Source organism: Salmonella sp. 32010601201800023SM, from assembly GCF_017572235.1.
Lineage (GTDB): Bacteria > Pseudomonadota > Gammaproteobacteria > Enterobacterales > Enterobacteriaceae > Salmonella > Salmonella enterica.
Map to the genome: position 1 here is coordinate 72,183 of NZ_JAGEQS010000005.1, position 22,347 is coordinate 94,529.

Below are 22,347 nucleotides of genomic sequence, written 5' to 3' on the forward strand. Positions count from 1 at the left end.
ATTACCCTGCCGCCTGCATCGTCGCCCACCAGTCAGCATCGGCGTCGATTTCGCCCTGCTGATTGACGCGAGGATAAGGCAGACCTTTACGTTTAGCGACTTTCGCCAGCACCGGATAACCACCCTCAAACAGCAGGCGCTGCTGTTCATCTTCCGGCAACATGCTATTTTCACGCAGATACATGCCCGCGTTCTGCCGCTGGCGCTGGGCTTCATAAAGAATGAGCGCGGAGGCGACGGAAACATTCAGCGACTGTACCATGCCGATCATAGGAATGATGATATCCCGATCCGCCAGGTCTAATGCTTCCTGAGTAATACCGGTTTTCTCCTGACCCATCAGAATACAGGTCGGGCGCGTGTAATCAATCTCGCGAAAGTCTACGGCCTTATCAGAAAGATGGGTTGCCAGAATCTGCATTCCCCGTCCTTTCAAATGGGCTACCGCATCGCCAATGGTACGGTGAGTTTTCACCTGTACCCAACTGTTGCTGCCCGCCGCCGCGGAAGCCATGGTGCGCATCCGGCTACCTGGCCAGATAGCATGGACTTCATGGACGCCAACGGCATCTGCGGTACGAATGATTGCAGAAACGTTATGAGGTTTGTGGACTTGCTCCATGCAGACCGTGAGATCAGGCTGACGCCTGGCGAGCATTTCGCATATACGCGCATAACGTTTTGGATTCATAGCGCTAGTTTCGGTTACGGGTGACTTTAATAACGTCTGGCATCACGCGGATTTTGCGCATGATATTCGCCAGATGTACGCGATCGCGTGCGGTAAGGCGAATAAAGGTACTATAGACGCGACCATCTTTCTCTTCAGTATTCAGGCTTTGAATATTGGAGGTGGTGGTATTAATCGCCGCCGTCAGGTTAGCCAGCGCGCCCTGATGGTTAAACATTTCCACCTTGATTTCGGTAATGAATTCCTGCTCCGTCTCTTTGTCCCATTCGACCGCCATAAATTTCTCTGGCTCTTTCTGGTATCCACGGATATTACGGCAGGATTCATGGTGGATCACCAGTCCTTTACCTGGGCTGACGTGAGCGATGATCGGGTCGCCTGGGATCGGACGACAACACTTCGCAAAGGTGATAAGCACACCATCCGCGCCTTTAATCGGCAGGTGGCCGTGATTCGATTGCGCAACGGTCGGCACCACGGCTTCGCCTTGCTGCAGATTTTTCGCGACCACTACGCTCATCGCGTTGCCGAGACCGATTTCCGCCAGCAGATCGTCAAGCGTTGCCAGCTTCATACGATCCAATTCGCGCTGAATATTTTCCTGCGGAATTTCCGCCAGCTTACGACTACCGCCTAAGGCATGGTTAAGCAGACGACGGCCCAGGCTTACGGAGTCATCACGTTTGAGGTTTTTCAGCAACTGACGAATTTTAGCGCGCGCTTTAGAGCTGACGACAAAGTTCAGCCAGGCGGCGTTGGGACGCGCGCCCGGCGCGGTAATAATTTCGACGGTCTGACCGCTGCTAAGCGGCTGCGACAGCGGATAAGGCTGGCGGTCGACACGCGCGCCGACGCAGGCGTGACCGATGTCGGTATGCACTGCATAGGCAAAATCCACCGGCGTAGCGCCAGCGGGCAGTTCGACAATACGCCCTTCCGGGGTGAAAACGTAAATCTCATCCGGGAAGAGATCGGATTTTACGCTTTCGATAAATTCAAACGAACTACCGGCGCTCTGTTGTAGCTCCAGCAGGCTCTGCATCCAGCGCTGGGCGCGGATCTGCGCCGTGGTGCTGGTCTCACCGTGTTCTTTATACGCCCAGTGCGCCGCGACCCCCATTTCCGCCATCTGATCCATGTCTTCGGTACGGATCTGGACTTCAACAGGAACGCCGTGCGGGCCGATCATTGAGGTGTGCAAAGACTGATAGCCGTTCGCTTTGGGAATGGCAATATAGTCTTTCACCCGTCCCGGACGCGGCTTATAGAGACTGTGCATCTGGCCGAGTACGCGATAGCAGGTATCGGAGTCATGAACGATGACGCGGAAAGCGTAAATGTCCATGATCGAGTGAAAACGCTGCTCTTTGAGCACCATTTTGCAGTAGATCGAGTAAAGATGTTTTTCGCGACCGCTAACGCGACACGGAATTCCCGCCTCTTGCAAACGTCCTTCGATTTCAGAGAGGATTTTTTGGATCATCTCCTTACGGTTGCCGCGCGCCGCTTTTACCACTTCTTTGATGACGCGGTAACGATTGGGATACAGCGCTTCAAAACCCAGCTCTTCCAGCTCGGTTTTGATGTGATGAATACCTAAACGGTGCGCCAGCGGGCTGTAGATTTCCAGCGTTTCACGGGCAATACGACGACGTTTATCCGGGCGTAACGAGCCCAGCGTGCGCATGTTATGGGTACGGTCAGCAAGCTTAATGAGGATGACGCGGATATCCTGCACCATCGCCATAATCATTTTGCGAAAGTTTTCGGCCTGCGCCTCTTTCTTATCGCGGAACTTGAGCTTATCAAGTTTCGACACCCCCTCTACCAGCTCGGCAACGCTTTTACCGAAAAGCTGTTCCATGTCCTGATAGGTGGCGGGGGTATCTTCAATCACGTCATGCAGCAGAGCGGCCATCAGCGTTTCGTAGTCGAGTTTCATCTCGGCCAGAATACAGGCCACCGCTACCGGGTGCGTGATATAGGGTTCACCGCTTGAACGTGTCTGGCCCTCGTGAGCGTCACGTGCAACGAGATACGCCTGCCGAAGACGCTTAATCTGGTCTTCCGGCAGGTAGGTTTGAATCAGTTGATTCAGGCTTTCAAACAGATACAAGGGCGACCCGCTTTGTGATTAACGACGACCTTCAGCAATAGCGGTAACGGCTTGTAATTCAGCGGCTTCCTGCTCTTGCTGTTCCTGGCGCTCGCGGACGTCAAGGATCTGGTTGTTAATCAGACCTTCTTCGATTTCGCGCAGCGCGATAACGGTAGTTTTATCGTTTTCTTCCGGTACCAGCGGATCCTTTCCGCCTACCTGCATCTGACGAGCGCGACGCGCGGCGACCAGTACCAGGTCAAAACGGTTACCAATTTTCTCTACAGCGTCCTGAACAGTTACGCGTGCCATACTTAAAATGCTCCACAGGTGAAGAAATGACTGGGCATGATACTGAAAGTGGGTTCAGTCTGCCAACAATTTGCTGATTAAAGCGTCATGACGCTGCTTTTGGCGGCTCATACGCAGACGTTCAGCGCGAATGATGGTTTTCAAGTCGCTTAACGCGGTATCAAAGTCGTCATTCACAATAAGATAATCATATTCGGCGTAATGGCTCATTTCTGCAACCGCTTGCGCCATTCGTTTGGCAATGACTTCTTCGCTATCTTGCCCGCGGCCGCGTAAACGGCGATCCAATTCGATCTTTGATGGCGGCAAAATAAAAATGCTGCGTGCTTGCGGCATCTTTTCGCGAATTTGCTGGGCGCCCTGCCAGTCGATATCCAGAAAAACATCAACGCCGGTTGCCAGCACTTGCTCAATGGTTTCGCGCGAAGTGCCGTAGTAATTGCCAAACACTTCCGCGTGCTCCAGAAACGCCTCCCTGCCAATCATGGTTTTAAACTCATCATGATTTACAAAGAAATAGTGCTCACCGTGCACTTCACCCGGACGCGGCGCGCGCGTGGTATGTGAAACGGAAACCTGAGTGTCGTACAACGGTTGGGTTTTTAATAAAGCCTGAATCAGGCTGGATTTACCCGCGCCACTGGGGGCAGAAACAATATAAAGCGTACCTTGAGCCATGAGTATCTTACGTCTGTGATTATCGAAATAGAGCCTTGATACGGGCTTATTATACACATCGCCGTTATGCGACGTAGTCTTTGTCACACTTTTTGCGCCAGATTATTGCATTTTGCGTCCCTTTTTCCGCTTTTATCGCGTCGTTGCAGCAACCCACCAAAAAATCTGGAAAGCGGCTCGGATGATGCATTTTTACCTGTCGGTTTTTATTCACTAAAGCGCTATACCTGCCGGGCAATGTGCGCAGGAGGTCGTGATGAGATTATGGAAAAGTATGGCGTGGGGAATTTTATTGTGGCATTCGCAGAGTGGGGCGCTTTGCCCGGCCTGGCCGCCAGCAAGGGCCGCTGAAGAAATCGCCCGTTTACAGCAACAGCTCGCTGACTGGAATGACATCTACTGGAAACAAGGGGTTAGCGCGGTTGACGATAGTGTGTACGACCAACTCAGCGCAAGGCTGGTTCAGTGGCAACGCTGTGTTGGTCAGGATGTTTCATCTACTCCGGTTTCACCGCCGTTAAACGGTACAACAATGCACCCTGTTGCGCACACGGGCGTACGTAAACTCGCGGACCGACAGGCGGTAGAACAGTGGATGCGCGGGCGCAGCGAGCTTTGGGTACAGCCAAAAGTGGATGGCGTAGCGGTAACGCTGGTTTATCAAAACGGTAAACTGACCAGGGCTATCAGCCGGGGTAACGGACTACAAGGCGAGGACTGGACGCCAAAAATTCGCCTGATCCCCTCTATACCGCAGACAACACAAGGCGCGCTAGCTAACGCGGTGTTGCAGGGCGAAATCTTTCTACAGCGCGAGGGGCATATCCAGCAACGGATGGGCGGGATGAATGCGCGCTCGAAAGTCGCAGGAATGTTAATGCGCCAGGATAACGCCTCCGCGCTAAATTCGTTGGGTATTTTTATTTGGGCGTGGCCGGACGGTCCGGCAAATATGCCCGAAAGATTAAGCCAACTTGCTAAGGCTGGATTCAGTCTGACGAATAAATATACCCTGGCGGTAAAAGATGCCAGCGAGGTCGAGCGGGCGCGCCAGTCATGGCTGACGTCAGCATTACCCTTTGTGACGGATGGCGTAGTGATACGCATGGCTAAAGAACCCGCGTCACAATACTGGCGACCCGGGCAGGGCGACTGGCTGGCAGCATGGAAATATCCGCCAGTAGCGCAGGTCGCGCAAGTGAGCGCTATTCAGTTCTCGGTGGGGAAAAGCGGCAAAATTACCGTAGTAGCGTCGCTTGTCCCCGTTATATTGGATGATAAGCGGGTTCAGCGGGTCAATATCGGTTCTGTGAAGCGTTGGGAAGCGTGGGATATCGCGCCGGGCGATCAGATCCTGGTGAGTCTGGCGGGGCAAGGCATTCCCCGGCTTGATGAGGTCGTCTGGCGGAGTCGTGAGCGGAGTAAGCCTGTACCGCCTGATAGCCATTTCAACTCGCTGACCTGCTTTTACGCGTCGGAAACGTGTCAGGAACAGTTTATCTCCAGGCTGGTATGGCTGGGGTCACGGTCGGCGTTGGGTCTGGACGGAATGGGCGAAGCCAGCTGGCGGGCCTTGCATCAGACGCATCGCTTTGAGCATATCTTCTCCTGGCTTGCCCTGACGTCAGCGCAAATAGCCAACACGCCAGGCTTTGCTAAAGGAAAAAGCGAGCAGATATGGCGGCAATTTAACCTGGCGCGCCGGCAGCCGTTTACCCGCTGGATCATGGCGATGGATATCCCCTTAACGCAGGCCGCATTACAGGCCAGCGGCGATCGCTCATGGGAGCAGTTATTAATGCGAACAGAGCAACACTGGCGGCAGTTGCCAGCGACGGGCGAGCGCCGTGCCGGGAGAGTTATCGACTGGCGGGATAATCCGCAGATCAAAACGCTGAGCAGATGGCTGGCTGCTCAGCATATTCCCGGATTTGGGTCTTAGTGCCCTTCATGGCGGTAATAAAATACCGGCAGGCCAAGTTTAAGACGTAGCGCTAATAACCTTGCTGTAAAGCCAAACAGTAGCGTAGAGATAACGACGACATCCGGATTCATGACGTAATGTTGCAGCGCAATATAGAGCACCGCCGAGGCGAACGAAATGCCGGCATATAGCTCTTTTTGAAACACCAGTGGAATGCGTTTGCAGAACATATCGCGGAGCACGCCGCCAAAGACGCCGGTAGTGACGGCGGCTACCACGGCGATAATTGGCCCTTCGCCCATATCAAGGGCTATCTGAGCGCCAATAATAGAGAAAACCACCAACCCCAGCGCGTCAAGTACCAGGAAAAGCTTGCGTAAATAGGGCATGACGGGGGCAACAATGGTGGTCAATACAGCGGCAGTCGCCACAATAATGACATATTCGGGATGCTTCACCCAACCCAGCGGATAGTGACCGAGCAGAATGTCGCGAACCGAGCCTCCACCAATGGCGGTGGCGGTAGCAATAATAATTACGCCGAATGTATCCATGCGACGACGACCCGCAGCGAGTGCGCCCGTCATGGCCTCGGCAGTGATGCCAATTAAATAAAGAACGTGCAACAGCATGATTTCCCCCTAATTTACTGGGGGCGAAGATTAACGATTTGTGCGCTGTATCACGATTGAGATTTTCTAAGGCATTACACGATTAATAAATTTTAGTAATGATTTTAAATTTATAATTAATAATTATTTATTATAAATATCAATAAATTGAACATCATTTTTGTGGTTTATTGTATGCGAGGTTTTTCTGTTTTGACTTAGATAATTTAAAAGAACGGCGCCCTGGACGCGCCGCCGGTGAGTTATTTCATTATGGCTGCTGTGCGGTAAGTTGTGTGATGAAGCGCTGGCGCGAGCGTTCCACATACTGTTGCAAGCCATTGGAATCAAAGAATGCCTGTGTATCGCCGTTGCGAAGTTGCTGTCGTTTCTCCAGTAGCCCGAAGCGGTCACCTTTGTTGGCAATAAAGATATCAACATGCTGGGCGGCCAGTGTCTTAAAGCTGCTCTGAATATCAGTAACCAGGTCAGGGTAATTTTTGTTGTTAATCAGCAGATAGTCGGGCGTGGCGAGACTATCTGCGTAAATTAGCGTCTTGCCGTTGCGGAGCGTTACGCGCCAGGAAGTTGAGCCGGGCAGATGTCCAGGCGTGAATAGTGCTGTCACGGTTATCCCTCCGAGGCTGATGCTTTCCTGGTTGTGGATAATTTTATCGGTGGTGACGGGCGGAAAGGGGAGCGCATCGCCAAGCGCAAAATCCTGTCGTCCACCCCTCGCCATCTGATCGGCGTTGGGTTGGCTGGCGACCAATTGTGCGCCGCTCCACGCTTTCAAACGTGCCATGCCCCCCGCTTGATCCAGCCGCGCATGGCTATTCAACAGATAGCGCACGTCTGTGAGGCGGAATCCTGCCGCTTCAATATTCGCTTTAATTTGCGGTGCGCTTTCATCCAACCCCGCATCAATAAGAATATGCCCTGCCGGAGTGGTCAGCAGAATAGAAGAGAGATTTTTCGTGCCGACATACCACACGCCTTCTGTGATTTGAAACGGCTTTATAGGCTTAGCCCACGCTTTAAACAGTGATAACGGAGGCGCGGGTGATAACGGTTGTGAAGGATCTAATGCCGCCATGGCAGGAAGTGCTGATGTTGAAAATATACATACAAAGAATAATGCATAGCGATTCATAATGTTCTCCTGATTGAAGCGCCCGCAGTATACCTGGCAGTAATTTAGCCAGGTTCAATAAGAGAGACGTTTAATGAACTTGCTGCAAATGGATATGAACCTGTTAAAAGTACTCTATGTGCTGCTGGAGACGAGCTCTACGGGGAAAACGGCGCAAAAGCTGGCTTTGTCGCCTTCTGCGGTAAGTCATGCGCTAATGAGATTGCGCGATGCGCTAAACGATCCGTTGTTTCGACGGGAAGGGAACCGCCAGATTGCTACGCCTTATGCGCAGGCGCTGCGTGACAAATTGGCGCCTGTATTTGTTTCGCTTAATGAGGAGCTGTTTGGCGATAAAGAGAACGGCTCCCGTTGTTTCCGGGTGGTACTTCCTCCCGCATTGAACGCGCTGCTTACGCCCGTTCTCGCAGAGAAAGGTCATCTTCATCAGGCGGTGATCGAGTGCCTTCCTTTTGCCCGCCGACCCTGGCGTGATGAACTGTTGGATAGCTCGGTTGATTTGGTGCTGGCAATTGGCGACCATCAAAAGCAGGTCAGCGCTCTGCATTACGAGCGGGTGGGGACTACGCGTTTGATCGCGGTTTATGGCGCGCCATTGCGTTCACGTCTGGAGAATGCCACAGCGTTGAATTTTGCTGATCTACAGCATTATCAACACATTTACTGTTTGCCGTGGACAAAAGAGAACAACGAACTGGACAGGCAGCAGGCTCGTGCCGGGTTTGAACGTCCGCTGGCGTTTGTTTGTCATGATTACAGTCAACTGGCGCCTGCTGTCCAGTCGGCGCCGCTAATGGCGATTGTACCGCGCCCCTGGTATGAAAATTTATCCGATAAGCGCGGTCTTTTTGTCCTGCCGCTTGCCGGGGAGCAGGCGGAAGGCGCTATTTTTATGCAGTATCGGGCTTCAACGGTAGAGTGGAAGCGGCGCCTTATCGACGCTATTCGCCGGAAATTAAAAACGTACTACCGATAAACGCGAGAGCCCGCATAAGGCGGGCTCTGTGACATATTGAGCGCCAGAATTATTCAATATTCTGGATCTGCTCGCGCATTTGCTCGATCAACACTTTTAATTCAATAGCGGAGTTAGTTACATCAGCGTTGATGGATTTGGAGGCCAGGGTGTTCGACTCACGGTTAAATTCTTGCATCATGAAGTCCAGACGGCGACCTACCGCCTCTTTTTTCTTCAGAATGTTGTAAGTCTCTTTGACGTGCGCTTCCAGACGATCCAGCTCTTCCGCCACATCAATGCGCTGCGCCATCATCACCAGCTCTTGCTCCAGACGGTTGTTTTCCAACTGAACCTGAGCATCTTCCAGCTTCGCGACCAGGCGCTCACGCTGCCATTGCAGGATTTCCGGCATATGCGCGCGGACTTTCGCTACTTCGGCGCTGACGCCTTCCAGACGTTGTTCAATCAGAGCTTTCAGCGCCTGGCCTTCCGTTTCGCGCGCGACGATAAAGTCATCCAGCGTACCGTCCAGCGCGGCTAAAATTTCTGCGGCAATCGCGTCCAGATCCTGCTCTTGCGCCGCCATGACACCTGGCCAGCGTAAAATATCAACCGGATTGATTTCCCCTTCGTCGCTCTGCATTTTGACCCAGTTTGCGGCGCTAACTAATTGTTTCGCGAGCTTTTCATTCAGAATAAGCTCGCCTTGCGCGCTGGCATCGGGTTCAAAACGCAGCATACATTCGACTTTGCCGCGCGTCAGGCGTGTACGAATGCGTTCGCGCACGACGGGTTCAAGACTACGGAACTGTTCCGGCAGACGAAAGTAAGTTTCCAGATAACGCTGGTTTACCGAGCGCATTTCCCAGGTCGCGCTACCCCATTCACCCTTGATTTCACGCCGGGCGTAGGCGGTCATACTGCGGATCATAGATGTTCCCGTTTTTAAAGGAGAGATGAGGGGATTATAGCTATCCATGCCTTGTCAGGATAGGAATAACCATCGGAAGTCCGTATAATGCGCAGCCACATTCGTTTTAAGCCGGAGATCTCAATATGCGTCCAGCAGGCCGTAGCGCTAATCAGGTGCGTCCCGTAACCCTGACCCGTAACTATACAAAACACGCTGAAGGCTCGGTACTGGTCGAATTTGGAGATACCAAAGTGTTGTGCACCGCCTCCATTGAAGAAGGCGTCCCACGTTTTCTGAAAGGACAAGGCCAGGGGTGGATCACCGCAGAGTATGGCATGTTGCCTCGCGCTACCCATACCCGTAATGCGCGTGAAGCAGCAAAGGGTAAGCAGGGCGGCCGTACTATGGAAATTCAGCGTTTGATCGCGCGTGCGCTGCGTGCGGCGGTCGATCTGAAAACGCTCGGCGAATTTACCATTACGCTGGACTGCGATGTAATCCAGGCCGATGGCGGTACGCGTACAGCGTCTATTACCGGCGCCTGCGTGGCGTTGGCGGATGCGCTGAATAAATTGGTTGCCAACGGTAAGCTGAAAACCAACCCGATGAAAGGCATGGTGGCGGCGGTTTCCGTAGGCATCGTTAACGGCGAAGCGATCTGCGATCTGGAATATGTTGAAGATTCCGCCGCAGAAACCGACATGAACGTCGTGATGACTGAAGACGGCCGCATTATTGAAGTACAGGGTACCGCGGAAGGCGAGCCGTTCAGCCATGAAGAACTTCTCACTTTGTTGGCGCTGGCCCGAGGGGGAATTGAATCCATTGTGGCGACGCAGAAGGCGGCGTTAGAAAATTGATTTTAAGGCGACTGAAAAGTCGCCTTTTTTTTGTCCGTAAATTTCGTAAATGATGAAAGTAAGAAAAGGAGCGAATCCATGAAACCGTATCAGCGCCAGTTTATTGAGTTTGCGCTTAACAAGCAGGTACTAAAGTTTGGCGAGTTTACGCTGAAATCCGGGCGCAAAAGCCCCTATTTCTTCAACGCCGGGCTGTTTAATACCGGGCGCGACCTGGCGTTGTTAGGCCGTTTTTATGCCGAAGCGCTGGTGGATTCCGGTATTGAATTTGATCTGCTGTTTGGCCCCGCGTACAAAGGTATTCCGATCGCGACGACGACGGCGGTTGCGCTGGCGGAACATCACGATAAAGACCTGCCGTACTGCTTTAACCGCAAAGAGGCAAAAGATCATGGCGAAGGCGGGAGTCTGGTGGGCAGCGCGCTACAGGGCCGCGTGATGCTGGTGGATGACGTGATTACCGCAGGTACGGCGATTCGCGAGTCGATGGAGATTATTCAGGCGCACGGGGCTACGCTGGCTGGCGTACTGATTTCGTTGGATCGTCAGGAACGTGGCCGCGGCGAGATTTCCGCGATTCAGGAAGTGGAGCGCGACTATGGCTGTAAGGTTATCTCCATCATTACGCTGAAAGACCTGATTGCCTATCTGGAAGAAAAACCTGATATGGCTGAGCATCTGGCGGCTGTGCGAGCATACCGGGAAGAATTTGGCGTGTAAGCGAATTGCCCGGTGGCGCTTTACCGGGCCTATGTTTCTGTCGCCTGGATAAGGCGTGAGCCACTATCCAGTCAGCGTTACTGTAGCTGAGCGGCAATGAGCGGCCAGCGGGCGTCGAAATCGTCCGTTGGGCGGTATTTAAATTCGCTACGCACGAACCGTGAAAGCATACCTTCACAGAAGGCTAACAGCTGGCTTGCCAGCAGATTTTCATCCGTCGTGTAGCCTTCGCCTTCACGCATTCTTTTTTCTCGTAGCACCTGGCGGAGCTGCGCTTCGATGCGTTCAAAAAGCTGATTAATGCGCCCCTGCAGGCGATCCTGTTCAAACATCAGCGCGTGCCCGGTAAGAATGCGCGTCAGGCCAGGGTTGCGTTCGCCAAAACCCAGAATCAGCAACACAATCAGGCGCAAACGCGTGCTGGTGTTTTTTTCATCTTTTAAAATCAGATTGATACGGGTAATCAGACTATCTTCGATAAACTCAATCAGGCTATCGAACATGCGGGTCTTGCTGGGAAAATGGCGGTATAGCGCCGCTTCGGAAACGCCGACCGAGGCCGCCAGTTTTGCCGTCGTGATGCGTTGGCTTCCATCGCTGGATTCAAGCATCAGCGCCAGTGACTGAAGTATTTCTTCGCGACGATTCCTTTTCGCAGTTTGTTTTTCTGCCATGTTACAAAATACCCCTGAAAATAAGCACTTGCCAGGCGAGCACCCACGCTATAACCGCAAACTCAGCGCTTGCGGCAGTATTATGACGTTATGGGGATGCGTAAAATTTACTTACGGCCAGAATGACCGAAGCCGCCCTCGCCACGTTCGGTGGCGTCAAATGCTTCCACCAGATTAAATTCGGCCTGAACGACCGGAACAAACACCATTTGCGCGATACGTTCGCCCGGTTCAATGGTAAAACTGTCCTGACCACGGTTCCAGATCGAAACCATCAGTTGCCCCTGATAATCGGAATCAATCAGCCCGACCAGGTTGCCCAGCACGATACCATGTTTATGGCCCAGGCCCGAACGCGGCAACATGACTGCCGCCAGTGATGGATCGGCGATATGAATGGCCAGTCCGGTAGGCACCAACGTCGTTGCGCCAGGCGCCAGTTCTACGGCGTCGTCGAGACAGGCGCGCAGGTCAAGCCCGGCAGAACCAGAAGTAGCATAAGTCGGCAGCGGAAACTGCTGACCAACACGCGGGTCCAGAATCTTAACGTCGATTTTTTTCATCATAACGGGTCACGATCTCGTCGAGTAATAATTGGCCCAGGAGTTCTTTTCGCTCAAGCGGTAAGACTTTATCTCCATCCTGCCAGAAAAGGTGTAAAGCGTTTTTATCGCTATTAAATCCCTGATTTGAAAGAGAAACATCATTTGCACAAATCAGGTCAAGGTTCTTGCGGATACGTTTTTGCCGGGCGTATTCTTCCACATTATTCGTTTCCGCGGCAAACCCAACAACGTAGGGGCGATTGTCACTGAGTGCGGCCACCCCGGCGACAATGTCCGGGTTTTTGACCATTTTTATTAGTAATTCATCACCTTGCGCCGCCTGTTTTTTGATTTTTTCACTGGCGATAGTCTCTGCGCGATAGTCAGCCACGGCGGCGCAGCTAATGAAAATATGCTGCTGTTGAACGGCGGCCTGAACAGCGGCTTCCATGTCCAGCGCGGTTATGACATCAACCCGTTTTACAAAAGGCGGCGTCGGTAACGAAACGGGACCGGAGACCAGCGTGACATTTGCGCCGCGACGCGCGGCGGCCGCCGCAATAGCGAAGCCCATTTTACCGGAGCTGTGGTTGGAAATATAACGCACCGGGTCGAGCGGTTCGCGCGTCGGGCCTGCCGTAATCATGATATTAAGATGTCGCAGATCGTTGACGGCGGCGAAATGCGCGGCGGCCTTATCAACGATAACTAATGGGTCCAGCATTCGGCCTGGGCCTACGTCGCCGCACGCCTGACTGCCGCTATCCGGCCCCCAAATGAACAGGCCGCGAGAGGCGAGCACCTCCAGATTATGTTGCGTGGCGGCAGCGCGGTACATCTGTTGGTTCATGGCCGGAAGCACGGCCACCGGGGCTGGCGTCGCCAGGCAAATGGTGGAGACTAAATCATTAGCCATACCCGATGCTACACGGGCGATCAGATCGGCGGTCGCGGGGGCAAGAATCACCAGGTTGGCCCATTTCCCCAACTCGATATGCCCCATCGCGGCTTCGGCGGCAGGGTCAAGCAGACTGTCGGATACGGGATAACCCGACACTGCCTGTAAGCTCAGGGGGGTAATAAAGGCTTTTGCCGCCTCGGTCATTGCCACGCGCACGTCAGCGCCGCGCTCACGTAAACGGCGCACCAGTTCCGGCGTTTTATACGCAGCGATACCGCCGCTAACGCCGAGAACAATTTTTTTACCGGCCAGGCTCATCATGTCTTTCCTGTTGGGTGACTTTGAAAGGCGGCTATTTTATCACAATCTCTACGGCGTCGTGTCTTTGCCTGCGCTCCACTTTGCGAGGCGCTACGCAAGAACAAAATCGGGGCGTCGATCTCTCCCAAAGGCTGTGCCACTATGCCGCTTCCTTAAAAAAGGAGGTGCGCGTATGGATACGTTGGACGAATTATTACCGCGTGAAAAAATGCTCAGATCCGGCATTGCTTCCCTCAGCGACGTGGAGTTGCTGGCGCTTTTTTTACGTACCGGCACGCCGGGAAAAGATGTTATGACGTTGGCAAAAGAGATATTGCAGCACTTTGGGTCGCTGTATGGCCTGCTGTCGGCGGACTTTGCGCAGTTTCGCGGCGTAAACGGCATCGGCCTGGCGAAATTCGCGCAGTTGAAAGGCATTGCTGAGCTGGCAAGGCGCTATTACAGCGTGCGCATGAATGAGGAAAGTGCGTTGCTGAGTCCGGAAATGACGCGGGAATTTCTGCAAAGCCAACTGACGGGCGAAGAGCGTGAGATCTTTCTGGTGATCTTCCTTGATGCCCAGCACCGGGTGCTTCAGCACAGCCGCCTGTTTTCCGGCACGCTTAACCACGTAGAGGTGCATCCGCGTGAGATTGTTCGGGAAGCGATTAAACTCAATGCTTCAGCGGTCATTCTGGCGCATAACCACCCTTCAGGCTGCGCAGAGCCAAGTAAAGCAGATAAACTTATCACTGAGCGCGTGATAAAGTGTTGCCAGTTTATGGATATCCGGGTGCTCGATCACCTGATAATTGGGCGCGGAGAGTACGTTTCTTTTGCCGAACGCGGCTGGATTTAAGATTCTTTGCGCGATCCATCGGGATCTTTGTCTGTTCGGGACTTGAGCATATCGCCGGGTCAGCGTATACTACGCCACCTTTGAGAATCTCGGGTTTGGCATTTGGGCCTGGCAATCGAGAGTTCAATAGAACTGCGCGATGACCAGGCTGTAAAGCCTGACGAGGCGCCGATACCCCATACGAAGCTCGAGCTAATTTGATTTTTGGAGAATAGACATGTCCCGAGTCTGCCAAGTTACTGGCAAGCGTCCGGTGACCGGTAACAACCGTTCCCACGCACTGAACGCGACTAAACGCCGTTTCCTGCCTAACCTGCACTCTCACCGTTTCTGGGTTGAGAGCGAGAAGCGTTTTGTCACCCTGCGTGTATCTGCTAAAGGTATGCGTATCATCGATAAAAAAGGCATCGAAACAGTTCTGTCTGAACTGCGTGCCCGTGGCGAAAAGTACTAAGTACTAAGAGGAAATAAATCATGGCTAAAGGTATTCGTGAGAAAATCAAGCTGGTTTCTTCTGCTGGTACTGGTCACTTCTATACCACGACGAAGAACAAACGTACTAAGCCGGAAAAACTGGAACTGAAAAAATTCGATCCAGTTGTCCGTCAGCACGTGATCTACAAAGAAGCGAAAATCAAATAATTCTCGCTTTGATGTAACAAAAACCTCGCTTCGGCGGGGTTTTTTGTTTTCTGGCCGTCCCCATATTAATGAGACCTGCCACACAGCCGGAGACGTTATGCCTGAATTACCCGAAGTTGAAACCAGCCGCCGGGGTATTGAACCCCATTTAGTTGGCGCTACTATCCTGCACGCCCATATCCGTAACGGCCGTCTGCGCTGGCCGGTTTCAGATGAAATTTATCGTCTGAGCGATACACCCGTCCTTAGCGTTCAGCGTCGTGCTAAATATCTACTGCTGGAGCTGCCTGACGGCTGGATAATTATTCACCTGGGGATGTCGGGAAGCTTGCGGATACTGCCGGAAGCGCTGCCGGCGGAAAAGCACGACCATGTCGATTTGGTGATGAGCAACGGCAAAATTCTACGTTATACCGATCCTCGCCGCTTTGGCGCCTGGTTATGGACCAAAGAGCTGGAAGGGCATAACGTACTGGCGCATCTGGGACCGGAGCCGCTAAGCGATGAGTTTAATGGCGAATATTTGCAGCAGAAATGCGCGAAGAAGAAGACGGCGATTAAACCCTGGCTGATGGATAACAAGCTGGTGGTCGGCGTGGGGAATATCTACGCCAGCGAGTCGCTGTTTGCCGCTGGTATTCACCCTGACCGCCTGGCGTCGTCACTCTCGACAGCGGAGTGCGACCTGCTGGCGCGGGTGATTAAAGCCGTTTTGCTGCGCTCTATTGAACAAGGCGGGACAACGCTGAAGGATTTTCTGCAAAGCGATGGGAAGCCGGGCTATTTTGCCCAGGAGTTGCAGGTGTACGGGCGCAAAGGCGAGCCGTGTCGGGTATGCGGTACGCCGATAGTCGCAACGAAACACGCACAGCGCGCGACGTTCTATTGCCGTCACTGTCAGAAGTAAAATGCCAGGCCCGGCAAGGTAGGAAACTTATTTCAACTTATCCATTAGCGCCTGATGCACATTGTCCGGCAGAAAGTGGGTCACATCGCCCTGATGGCGCGCCACTTCTTTGACCAGCGACGATGAAATAAACGACCACTCTTTGGACGGCATCAGGAAAACGCTTTCCAGTTGCGGCATCAGATGGCGATTCATATGCGCCAACTGCATTTCATATTCAAAATCCGCCACCGCGCGCAGACCACGAATCAGGATATTCGCCTGTCTGTCGCGGGCGAAATTGGCCATCAGGTCGCTAAAGCCTACCACCTCTACGTTACCCAGGTGTGCGGTCGCTTTTTGCGCCAGCGCCACACGTTCGTCCAGGGTGAACATGGGTTTCTTGCCGGGGCTGGCGGCGATGGCCAGAATGACATGGTCGAACATCTGCGTTGCGCGCGTCACAATATCGAGATGACCGTTAGTAATCGGATCAAACGTACCTGGATAAATCGCCCGTTTTTGCATGACAGTCCTCAATGCGTTTTCGGTGGCAGATAAGGTTCCAGCAGTTGCAGCAGACGCTGGAGCGCGCCCTGATTTTGATACAGCACTTCAACTGCGTGACGTCCGTAGAAATTACGATAATCAGCGTCGGTCAGTAAAGAGGAAACTTCTTTTGCCAGCGTAGCCGCATCGGTAATCGTGATAAGTCCGCTCGCCTGATCCAGACGGGCGCAAATATCTTTAAAGTTAAAGGTATGCGGACCCATCAGTACCGGAATCGCATGAGCGGCGGCCTCCAGCGGGTTATGACCGCCGCGTTCAACCAGCGAACCACCAACAAAGGCGAGATCGGCAATGCCATAGAGCAACATTAATTCGCCCATGGTATCGCCTACCACGACCTGGGTGCTGGCGGACGGTACTTCGCCCGAAGAGCGAGTGATGTAGCTTAACCCTGCCTGACGCACAAGATTGATAGCATCCGGGAAACGCTCCGGATGGCGGGGCACCAGAATCAGTAATAAATTCGGGAATTGATGTAATAACGCCTGGTGAGCGGCGATAACGATACTCTCTTCGCCATCGTGGGTACTGGTGGCAATCCAGACCGGACGGTGCGGCGCCCACTGGCTACGTAGCGTAACGGCTTTAGCCGCCAGTTGTGGCGTAACTGAAATATCAAATTTCAGACTGCCGGTGACCGTGACCTGATTGTTCTTCGCGCCCAATGCCACAAAGCGTTCGCCATCTTCTTCGTTTTGCGCGGCAATCAGGGTGATACGGCGCAAGAGCGTACGGACAAACTTGCCAAGCTTCGCATAACCCGCGGCGGAGCGGGCGGAAAGCCGCGCATTAGCGATAACCAGCGGAATATGACGTTTGTGCAACGCAGCAATCAGATTTGGCCAGAGCTCAGTCTCCATGATCAATACCAGCTTAGGATCAATCTTATTGAGGAAACGATTGAGCGCATCGGGCAAATCATAAGGCAAGTAAACGTGCTGAACATCGTTGCCAAAGGCGGACTGGACGCGCTCCGAGCCGGTCGGCGTCATGGTCGTTACGGTAATAGGCAGATCGGGATAGCGATGACGTAGAGCGCGGACCAATGGGATGGCCGCCAGAGTTTCGCCCACCGAGACGGAATGCAGCATGATTCCGCCCGGTTTCAACGGACGGCGGTAGAATCCGTAGCGTTCACCCCAGCGTTTACGATAGGCCGGCGCTTTACGTCCACGCACCCAAAGCCGTATCCAGATCAGAGGCTGAATAAGGTAGAGAAGAGCGGTGTAAAGCAATTCGAGCATAGTAAATAGCTGACTTATGGATGTGCTGGGGATTCTATGTATTTAGCCTGGGCTTTACCATTACTTTTCCCATTTTTGCGCCAAATTGGCTCAGAAGCGAGGATTCCAGGCGCTGAACCCCATTATTTTTGCATTTTTACGCAATCCATTGAAATTTGCCGCCCTTGTCGCCCCAGACAATGGGAATGACCATTCAAAAGAGAGGGATAAATTAATATCTCTTTGAATTTATGATTAAAAAAATGATTGTGTATAAAAATTATTCGTATCGGATTGCTGCGAAAGAAGTGTTACACTAGCGCATCTAAAATGAGTGCGGTATTAGCCATCGGGTTGCTGTGAAGCCTGGGGCGGTAGCGTGCTTTTTTCTGCTTATTTATCCGGACAATTTCAACCAAAGAGTCGCTTGTGGAAAAGCCATTTCGAAGAATTCTGATTATAAAAATGCGTTTTCATGGAGACATGTTACTTACCACCCCTGTCATCAGTACGCTGAAGCAGAATTATCCCGATGCAAAAATCGATGTGCTTCTTTACCAGAACACCATACCGATATTGTCGGAAAATCCGGAGATTAATGCACTCTACGGCATCAGTAACAAAGGCGCAGGAACAAAAGAGAAGATCAAAAACGCGCTATCGCTAATCAAAAAATTGCGTGCTAACTCGTATGATCTGGTCGTCAATCTCACCGATCAGTGGAGCGTGGCGCTTATTGTGCGTTTTTTAAACGCAAAAATAAAAATCTCGCAGGATTTCGGTAATCGTCAGTCTGCTTTATGGAAAAAAAGCTTTACGCATTTAGTACCTTATGCGGGAGAACATGCTGTTGAGCGCACATTATCCGCGCTAAAGCCGTTAGCGCTAAAACAGTATGTCACGGAAACCACCATGAGCTATCGCCCGGAACATTGGGAAAACATGCGACAACAGCTCAAACAACTTGGTGTGGCCCGACAATATGTTGTTATTCAGCCTACGGCACGGCAGCTATTTAAGTGCTGGGATAATGATAAATTCTCGCAGGTTATTGATGCCGTGCAGCGCCGCGGTTATCAAGTTGTACTGACGTCAGGCCCGGCCGCAGACGAGATGGCCTGCGTGGATGCTATTGCACGCGGCTGTGAGACAAAACCGGTTACTGGTCTGGCGGGTAAAACTCGCTTTCCTGAATTGGGCGCGTTGATTGACCATGCGGATCTCTTTATCGGTGTTGATTCGGCCCCTGGTCATATTGCCGCAGCAGTCAAAACGCCGGTCATTTGCCTTTTCGGCGCGACGGATCATGTGTTCTGGCGTCCCTGGACCGACGACATCATTCAGTTTTGGGCAGGAAATTATCAGCCGATGCCTGAACGGCATGAGCTTGATCGCAATAAAAAATACCTTTCCGTGATTCCGGCTGAAGATGTTATCGCCGCGACGGAAAAAATGCTGCCGCATGAGGCACGCACCATAGATTTGGACAGCCTGCTATGAGAGTTGCCTTTTGCTTATATAAATATTTTCCTTTTGGCGGTCTGCAGCGTGATTTTATGCGCATTGCCCAAACCGTGGCGGCGCGAGGGCATCAGGTTCGTGTTTATACTCAGTCATGGGAAGGGGAATGCCCGGATAACTTTGAATTAATCCGCGTGCCGGTTAAATCCCGGACGAACCACGGTCGTAACGCAGAATATTATGCCTGGGTGCAACACCATTTGCGCGACCATCCTGTCGATCGGGTGGTTGGGTTCAATAAGATGCCAGGCCTTGATGTGTATTACGCCGCAGACGTGTGTTACGCCGAAAAAGTCGCACAGGAAAAAGGTTTTTTCTATCGCCTGACATCACGCTATCGGCATTATGCTGCTTTTGAACGCGCCACGTTTGAACACGGCAAGCAGACACAACTATTAATGCTGACGAATAAGCAGATTGCTGACTTCCAAAAACATTATCAGACTGAAGCGGAGCGTTTCCAGATTCTTCCTCCGGGGATTTACCCGGACAGAAAATATAGCCAACAGATCCCGAACAGTCGTCAAATTTATCGTCAGAAAAATGGTATCTCAGAACAGCAAAAATTACTGTTGCAAGTAGGGTCTGACTTTACCCGTAAAGGTGTGGATCGCTCTATTGAAGCGCTGGCATCGCTACCCGAATCTTTACGGCAAAATACGGTGCTCTATGTTGTCGGGCAGGATAAGCCGAAGAAGTTTGCAGCACTGGCTGAAAGAAGCGGCGTCGGCACGAATGTACATTTTTTCTCCGGACGTAATGATATCGCGGAGTTAATGGCGGCAGCCGACCTTTTACTGCACCCAGCCTATCAGGAAGCTGCTGGTATTGTTTTGCTGGAAGCCATTACTGCTGGTTTGCCGGTGCTGACAACCGCGGTGTGCGGTTATGCACATTATATTGTGGATGCAAACTGTGGCGAAGCGATGACGGAACCTTTTCGCCAGGATGCGTTAAATGAGGTTTTACTCAAAGCGCTGACACAGCCTTCCTTACGCAACGCCTGGGCTGAAAATGCGCGGTATTATGCTGATACCCAGGATTTATACAGCTTACCGGAGAAGGCCGCGGATATTATTACAGGTGATTTAGATGGTTGAGCTGAAAGCGCCGTTAACCACACTATGGCGCGGTAAAGATGCTTTTGAGGAAGTGAAAACGTTACAGGGCGAAGTGTTCAGAGAGCTGGAGACGCGTCGAACATTGCGGTTTGAGCTGGACGGTAAAAGCTACTTCCTGAAGTGGCATAAAGGCACTTCGCTGAAAGAAATTGTGAAGAACCTGATTTCGTTACGTATGCCTGTTCTGGGCGCTGACAGAGAATGGCACGCTATTCATCGTCTACATGAGCTGGGCGTTGATACGATGCACGGCGTTGGTTTTGGTGAAAAAGGCGTAAACCCGCTAACCAGAACATCATTTATTATCACCGAAGATTTAACGCCTACCATTAGCCTTGAAGACTACTGTGCTGACTGGGCTGTTAATCCACCGGACGCGCAGGTGAAGTGGATGATCATTAAGCGTGTTGCGACTATGGTACGTAAAATGCACGCCGGGGGAATTAACCATCGCGACTGTTATATTTGCCACTTTCTTCTGCATTTACCTTTCACTGGTCGCGAAGAGGATTTAAAAATCTCCGTAATCGACCTGCATCGCGCGCAGATACGCCAGCGCGTTCCCCTTCGCTGGCGTGACAAAGATTTAATTGGGCTTTATTTTTCTTCAATGAATATTGGCCTGACTCAGCGAGATATATTCCGGTTTATGCGTGAGTATTTCTCTCTCCCCCTGCGAGAGATTTTGCAAAAAGAATCGGGGTTGATTCATCAGGCAGATGTTAAAGCCGCTCGAATTAAAGAAAGAACAATAAGAAAAAATCTGTAATTATAATAATTATGCACTCAGTGAGTAATTTATGAGTGAGACAAGGATAGACAGAATGTCTGACATTAAAAGTTATATTTCAAACCAAAAAAACATAATTCAACATGATGATTTTTTTGGAAGAAGACTGGACATTGCTCTTTGCTTTGATCATGGTTTTATAATGCCAGGAGGTGTGGCAATATATTCCATTATCGAAAATAATAAAGATATTGAATACGCCTTAAAGCCAAAAGAGAGATGTCAGGTAAAAATTACTCTATAGGGTTATATTACTATTTTTGCTATTTAATATCTAAAGTCTTTAGATTAAGGTTTTAACTCTGGAGTATATATGAAAATAGCTTTTATTGGCGAAGCGGTATCCGGTTTTGGAGGGATGGAAACCGTTATTAGCAACGTTATCCATACGTTTGAAAATAGCTCTCCGAAGATCAACTGTGAAATGTTTTTCTTTTGTCGTAATGACAAAATGGATAAAGCATGGCTAAAAGAGATTAAATATGCGCAATCATTCTCAAATATAAAATTAAGTTTTCTTCGTCGAGCTAAGCATGTTTATAATTTTAGTCAGTGGCTGAAAGAAACGTCACCGGATATTGTGATATGTATTGATGTCATCTCATGTCTTTATGCCAATAAAGCACGAAAGAAAAGTGGTAAACATTTTACTATTTTCTCGTGGCCGCATTTTTCGCTCGACCATAAAAAACATGCAGAATGTATAACGTACGCGGATTATCATCTGGCCATCAGTAGTGGTATTAAAGAACAGATGATGGCACGGGGTATCTCAGCGCAAGATATTAGCGTCGTTTATAATCCTGTCTCTATTAAAACAATCATTGTGCCGCCGCCTGAGCGCGATAAACCCGCTGTATTTCTCTATGTAGGGCGTCTTAAATTTGAAGGGCAGAAAAGAGTTAAAGATTTATTTGATGGCTTAGCTCGTACGACAGGGGAATGGCAGTTACATATTATTGGTGATGGCTCAGATTTTGAAAAGTGCCAGTCCTATAGTCGGGAGCTTGGTATTGAGCAGCGTGTGATCTGGTACGGTTGGCAAAGCGCGCCGTGGCAAGTTGTACAGCAAAAAATAAAAAATGTCACCGCGTTACTACTTACCTCTGCATTTGAGGGATTCCCTATGACCCTGCTGGAAGCAATGTCATATGGAATTCCGTGTATTAGTTCTGATTGTATGTCTGGTCCGCGCGATATGATTAAACCCGGTTTGAATGGTGAGCTTTACACCCCGGGGGCTATAGATGATTTTGTAGGGCACCTTAATCGCGTTATTTCTGGTGAAGTAAAATATCAGCATGATATTATTCCCGGCACGATTGAGAGATTTTACGATGTGCTATATTTTAAAAATTTTAATAATGCGATATTCTCGAAATTACAAAAGTGATCAC

General features: G+C 51.1%; 25 protein-coding genes. 13 read left to right on the forward strand and 12 right to left on the reverse strand.

Going from position 1 to position 22,347, the window contains the following annotated elements:
- Position 1 precedes the first annotated feature (1 nt).
- From trmH to gmk, 4 genes are read right to left on the reverse strand one after another with little or no spacing between them, the layout of a single operon-like run.
- Positions 2 to 691: a tRNA (guanosine(18)-2'-O)-methyltransferase TrmH gene (gene trmH / locus J4617_RS15650; protein ID WP_001068436.1), complete on the reverse strand. Its 690-nt coding sequence runs from the start codon at positions 689 to 691 to the stop codon at positions 2 to 4.
- A gap of 4 nt (positions 692 to 695) precedes the next feature.
- On the reverse strand, positions 696 to 2,807 hold the full coding sequence (gene spoT, locus J4617_RS15655) for a bifunctional GTP diphosphokinase/guanosine-3',5'-bis pyrophosphate 3'-pyrophosphohydrolase (protein WP_000280481.1): 2,112 nt from the start codon (positions 2,805 to 2,807) through the stop codon (positions 696 to 698).
- An 18-nt stretch (positions 2,808 to 2,825) separates the two neighbouring features.
- On the reverse strand, positions 2,826 to 3,101 hold the full coding sequence (rpoZ, locus tag J4617_RS15660; RefSeq protein ID WP_000135058.1) for a DNA-directed RNA polymerase subunit omega: 276 nt from the start codon (positions 3,099 to 3,101) through the stop codon (positions 2,826 to 2,828).
- 54 nt (positions 3,102 to 3,155) lie between these two features.
- On the reverse strand, positions 3,156 to 3,779 hold the full coding sequence (gene gmk, locus J4617_RS15665) for a guanylate kinase (RefSeq protein WP_000046966.1): 624 nt from the start codon (positions 3,777 to 3,779) through the stop codon (positions 3,156 to 3,158).
- A 256-nt stretch (positions 3,780 to 4,035) separates the two neighbouring features.
- On the opposite strand from gmk, the gene ligB reads away from it, so the two are divergent.
- The gene (gene ligB, locus J4617_RS15670) at positions 4,036 to 5,721 is read left to right on the forward strand and encodes an NAD-dependent DNA ligase LigB (protein WP_017466072.1); all 1,686 of its coding nucleotides are present in this window, start codon (positions 4,036 to 4,038) and stop codon (positions 5,719 to 5,721) included.
- Here the strand turns inward: ligB and J4617_RS15675 are convergent.
- Both J4617_RS15675 and J4617_RS15680 read right to left on the reverse strand, forming a co-directional pair.
- The gene (locus J4617_RS15675) at positions 5,718 to 6,335 is read right to left on the reverse strand and encodes a trimeric intracellular cation channel family protein (protein ID WP_000924334.1); all 618 of its coding nucleotides are present in this window, start codon (positions 6,333 to 6,335) and stop codon (positions 5,718 to 5,720) included. The genes ligB and J4617_RS15675 overlap by 4 nt on opposite strands.
- A 250-nt stretch (positions 6,336 to 6,585) precedes the next feature.
- A complete protein-coding gene (locus tag J4617_RS15680) occupies positions 6,586 to 7,467 on the reverse strand; it encodes an HARLDQ motif MBL-fold protein (RefSeq protein ID WP_017466073.1) in 882 nt (293 codons plus the stop codon).
- Between the two features lie 73 nt (positions 7,468 to 7,540).
- Between J4617_RS15680 and J4617_RS15685 the strand changes: the two genes are divergently transcribed.
- A complete protein-coding gene (locus tag J4617_RS15685) occupies positions 7,541 to 8,443 on the forward strand; it encodes a LysR family transcriptional regulator (protein ID WP_001050866.1) in 903 nt (300 codons plus the stop codon).
- 49 nt (positions 8,444 to 8,492) lie between these two features.
- On the opposite strand, the gene J4617_RS15690 is transcribed toward J4617_RS15685, so the two are convergent.
- Complete coding sequence (locus J4617_RS15690; protein WP_000621352.1) at positions 8,493 to 9,356, reverse strand: YicC/YloC family endoribonuclease; 864 nt, start codon at positions 9,354 to 9,356, stop codon at positions 8,493 to 8,495.
- A 125-nt stretch (positions 9,357 to 9,481) separates the two neighbouring features.
- Between J4617_RS15690 and rph the strand changes: the two genes are divergently transcribed.
- Both rph and pyrE read left to right on the forward strand, forming a co-directional pair.
- Positions 9,482 to 10,198 (forward strand): ribonuclease PH, encoded by a 717-nt coding sequence (gene rph / locus J4617_RS15695; protein ID WP_001247078.1) that lies wholly within the window; start codon positions 9,482 to 9,484, stop codon positions 10,196 to 10,198.
- Between the two features lie 78 nt (positions 10,199 to 10,276).
- Positions 10,277 to 10,918, forward strand: coding sequence for an orotate phosphoribosyltransferase (gene pyrE, locus J4617_RS15700; RefSeq protein WP_000806167.1), 642 nt, complete (start codon positions 10,277 to 10,279; stop codon positions 10,916 to 10,918).
- Between the two features lie 77 nt (positions 10,919 to 10,995).
- Here the strand turns inward: pyrE and slmA are convergent, their stop codons facing one another.
- The 3 genes from slmA to coaBC all read right to left on the reverse strand — a co-directional run bounded on the left by slmA (position 10,996) and on the right by coaBC (position 13,356).
- Positions 10,996 to 11,592, reverse strand: coding sequence for a nucleoid occlusion factor SlmA (gene slmA / locus J4617_RS15705; RefSeq protein WP_000818607.1), 597 nt, complete (start codon positions 11,590 to 11,592; stop codon positions 10,996 to 10,998).
- 107 nt (positions 11,593 to 11,699) lie between these two features.
- Complete coding sequence (dut, locus tag J4617_RS15710; protein WP_000976078.1) at positions 11,700 to 12,158, reverse strand: dUTP diphosphatase; 459 nt, start codon at positions 12,156 to 12,158, stop codon at positions 11,700 to 11,702.
- Positions 12,136 to 13,356 (reverse strand): bifunctional phosphopantothenoylcysteine decarboxylase/phosphopantothenate--cysteine ligase CoaBC, encoded by a 1,221-nt coding sequence (gene coaBC / locus J4617_RS15715; RefSeq protein ID WP_000050179.1) that lies wholly within the window; start codon positions 13,354 to 13,356, stop codon positions 12,136 to 12,138. The genes dut and coaBC overlap by 23 nt, the downstream gene beginning before the upstream one ends.
- A 175-nt stretch (positions 13,357 to 13,531) precedes the next feature.
- Between coaBC and radC the strand changes: the two genes are divergently transcribed.
- The 4 genes from radC (at position 13,532) to mutM (ending at position 15,746) form a co-directional block, all read left to right on the forward strand.
- Positions 13,532 to 14,197 (forward strand): DNA repair protein RadC, encoded by a 666-nt coding sequence (gene radC, locus J4617_RS15720; protein WP_000380129.1) that lies wholly within the window; start codon positions 13,532 to 13,534, stop codon positions 14,195 to 14,197.
- A 217-nt stretch (positions 14,198 to 14,414) separates the two neighbouring features.
- Entirely contained in the window at positions 14,415 to 14,651 is a 237-nt protein-coding gene (gene rpmB / locus J4617_RS15725; RefSeq protein WP_001519051.1) for a 50S ribosomal protein L28, read from the forward strand.
- Positions 14,652 to 14,671: 20 nt separating this feature from the next.
- A complete protein-coding gene (gene rpmG / locus J4617_RS15730; protein ID WP_001051798.1) occupies positions 14,672 to 14,839 on the forward strand; it encodes a 50S ribosomal protein L33 in 168 nt (55 codons plus the stop codon).
- A gap of 97 nt (positions 14,840 to 14,936) precedes the next feature.
- Entirely contained in the window at positions 14,937 to 15,746 is an 810-nt protein-coding gene (gene mutM, locus J4617_RS15735) for a bifunctional DNA-formamidopyrimidine glycosylase/DNA-(apurinic or apyrimidinic site) lyase (protein WP_001114507.1), read from the forward strand.
- Between the two features lie 27 nt (positions 15,747 to 15,773).
- Here the strand turns inward: mutM and coaD are convergent, their stop codons facing one another.
- Complete coding sequence (gene coaD, locus J4617_RS15740; protein ID WP_001171884.1) at positions 15,774 to 16,253, reverse strand: pantetheine-phosphate adenylyltransferase; 480 nt, start codon at positions 16,251 to 16,253, stop codon at positions 15,774 to 15,776.
- Between the two features lie 8 nt (positions 16,254 to 16,261).
- A complete protein-coding gene (gene waaA / locus J4617_RS15745) occupies positions 16,262 to 17,539 on the reverse strand; it encodes a lipid IV(A) 3-deoxy-D-manno-octulosonic acid transferase (protein ID WP_000891583.1) in 1,278 nt (425 codons plus the stop codon).
- A 408-nt stretch (positions 17,540 to 17,947) separates the two neighbouring features.
- Here waaA and rfaQ point away from each other — a divergent pair, with 408 nt between their 5' ends.
- The 5 genes from rfaQ (at position 17,948) to waaB (ending at position 22,343) form a co-directional block, all read left to right on the forward strand.
- A complete protein-coding gene (rfaQ, locus tag J4617_RS15750) occupies positions 17,948 to 19,018 on the forward strand; it encodes a lipopolysaccharide core heptosyltransferase RfaQ (protein ID WP_001521713.1) in 1,071 nt (356 codons plus the stop codon).
- Positions 19,015 to 20,139 carry a glycosyltransferase family 4 protein gene (locus tag J4617_RS15755; RefSeq protein ID WP_001261585.1) on the forward strand — a complete coding sequence of 375 codons (1,125 nt, stop codon included), beginning with the start codon at positions 19,015 to 19,017 and terminating at the stop codon, positions 20,137 to 20,139. The genes rfaQ and J4617_RS15755 overlap by 4 nt, the downstream gene beginning before the upstream one ends.
- Entirely contained in the window at positions 20,132 to 20,929 is a 798-nt protein-coding gene (gene rfaP, locus J4617_RS15760; protein WP_000229830.1) for a lipopolysaccharide core heptose(I) kinase RfaP, read from the forward strand. Before J4617_RS15755 ends, rfaP begins: the two co-directional genes overlap by 8 nt.
- 55 nt (positions 20,930 to 20,984) lie before the next feature.
- Positions 20,985 to 21,194 (forward strand): membrane protein, encoded by a 210-nt coding sequence (locus J4617_RS15765; protein ID WP_001280104.1) that lies wholly within the window; start codon positions 20,985 to 20,987, stop codon positions 21,192 to 21,194.
- A 69-nt stretch (positions 21,195 to 21,263) separates the two neighbouring features.
- Positions 21,264 to 22,343: a lipopolysaccharide 1,6-galactosyltransferase gene (gene waaB, locus J4617_RS15770; protein WP_000683978.1), complete on the forward strand. Its 1,080-nt coding sequence runs from the start codon at positions 21,264 to 21,266 to the stop codon at positions 22,341 to 22,343.
- The last annotated feature ends 4 nt before the right edge of the window (positions 22,344 to 22,347 follow it).

Excerpts from the sequence above, each read along its gene's own strand:
- trmH (WP_001068436.1), bottom strand. The coding sequence starts at position 691 with ATGAATCCAAAACGTTATGCGCGTATATGCGAAATGCTCGCCAGGCGT.
- rpoZ (WP_000135058.1), bottom strand. The coding sequence starts at position 3,101 with ATGGCACGCGTAACTGTTCAGGACGCTGTAGAGAAAATTGGTAACCGT.
- gmk (WP_000046966.1), bottom strand. The coding sequence starts at position 3,779 with ATGGCTCAAGGTACGCTTTATATTGTTTCTGCCCCCAGTGGCGCGGGT.
- ligB (WP_017466072.1), top strand. The coding sequence starts at position 4,036 with ATGAGATTATGGAAAAGTATGGCGTGGGGAATTTTATTGTGGCATTCG.
- J4617_RS15675 (WP_000924334.1), bottom strand. The coding sequence starts at position 6,335 with ATGCTGTTGCACGTTCTTTATTTAATTGGCATCACTGCCGAGGCCATG.
- J4617_RS15680 (WP_017466073.1), bottom strand. The coding sequence starts at position 7,467 with ATGAATCGCTATGCATTATTCTTTGTATGTATATTTTCAACATCAGCA.
- J4617_RS15685 (WP_001050866.1), top strand. The coding sequence starts at position 7,541 with ATGAACTTGCTGCAAATGGATATGAACCTGTTAAAAGTACTCTATGTG.
- J4617_RS15690 (WP_000621352.1), bottom strand. The coding sequence starts at position 9,356 with ATGATCCGCAGTATGACCGCCTACGCCCGGCGTGAAATCAAGGGTGAA.
- rph (WP_001247078.1), top strand. The coding sequence starts at position 9,482 with ATGCGTCCAGCAGGCCGTAGCGCTAATCAGGTGCGTCCCGTAACCCTG.
- pyrE (WP_000806167.1), top strand. The coding sequence starts at position 10,277 with ATGAAACCGTATCAGCGCCAGTTTATTGAGTTTGCGCTTAACAAGCAG.
- slmA (WP_000818607.1), bottom strand. The coding sequence starts at position 11,592 with ATGGCAGAAAAACAAACTGCGAAAAGGAATCGTCGCGAAGAAATACTT.
- dut (WP_000976078.1), bottom strand. The coding sequence starts at position 12,158 with ATGATGAAAAAAATCGACGTTAAGATTCTGGACCCGCGTGTTGGTCAG.
- coaBC (WP_000050179.1), bottom strand. The coding sequence starts at position 13,356 with ATGAGCCTGGCCGGTAAAAAAATTGTTCTCGGCGTTAGCGGCGGTATC.
- radC (WP_000380129.1), top strand. The coding sequence starts at position 13,532 with ATGGATACGTTGGACGAATTATTACCGCGTGAAAAAATGCTCAGATCC.
- rpmB (WP_001519051.1), top strand. The coding sequence starts at position 14,415 with ATGTCCCGAGTCTGCCAAGTTACTGGCAAGCGTCCGGTGACCGGTAAC.
- rpmG (WP_001051798.1), top strand. The coding sequence starts at position 14,672 with ATGGCTAAAGGTATTCGTGAGAAAATCAAGCTGGTTTCTTCTGCTGGT.
- mutM (WP_001114507.1), top strand. The coding sequence starts at position 14,937 with ATGCCTGAATTACCCGAAGTTGAAACCAGCCGCCGGGGTATTGAACCC.
- coaD (WP_001171884.1), bottom strand. The coding sequence starts at position 16,253 with ATGCAAAAACGGGCGATTTATCCAGGTACGTTTGATCCGATTACTAAC.
- waaA (WP_000891583.1), bottom strand. The coding sequence starts at position 17,539 with ATGCTCGAATTGCTTTACACCGCTCTTCTCTACCTTATTCAGCCTCTG.
- J4617_RS15755 (WP_001261585.1), top strand. The coding sequence starts at position 19,015 with ATGAGAGTTGCCTTTTGCTTATATAAATATTTTCCTTTTGGCGGTCTG.
- rfaP (WP_000229830.1), top strand. The coding sequence starts at position 20,132 with ATGGTTGAGCTGAAAGCGCCGTTAACCACACTATGGCGCGGTAAAGAT.
- J4617_RS15765 (WP_001280104.1), top strand. The coding sequence starts at position 20,985 with ATGTCTGACATTAAAAGTTATATTTCAAACCAAAAAAACATAATTCAA.
- waaB (WP_000683978.1), top strand. The coding sequence starts at position 21,264 with ATGAAAATAGCTTTTATTGGCGAAGCGGTATCCGGTTTTGGAGGGATG.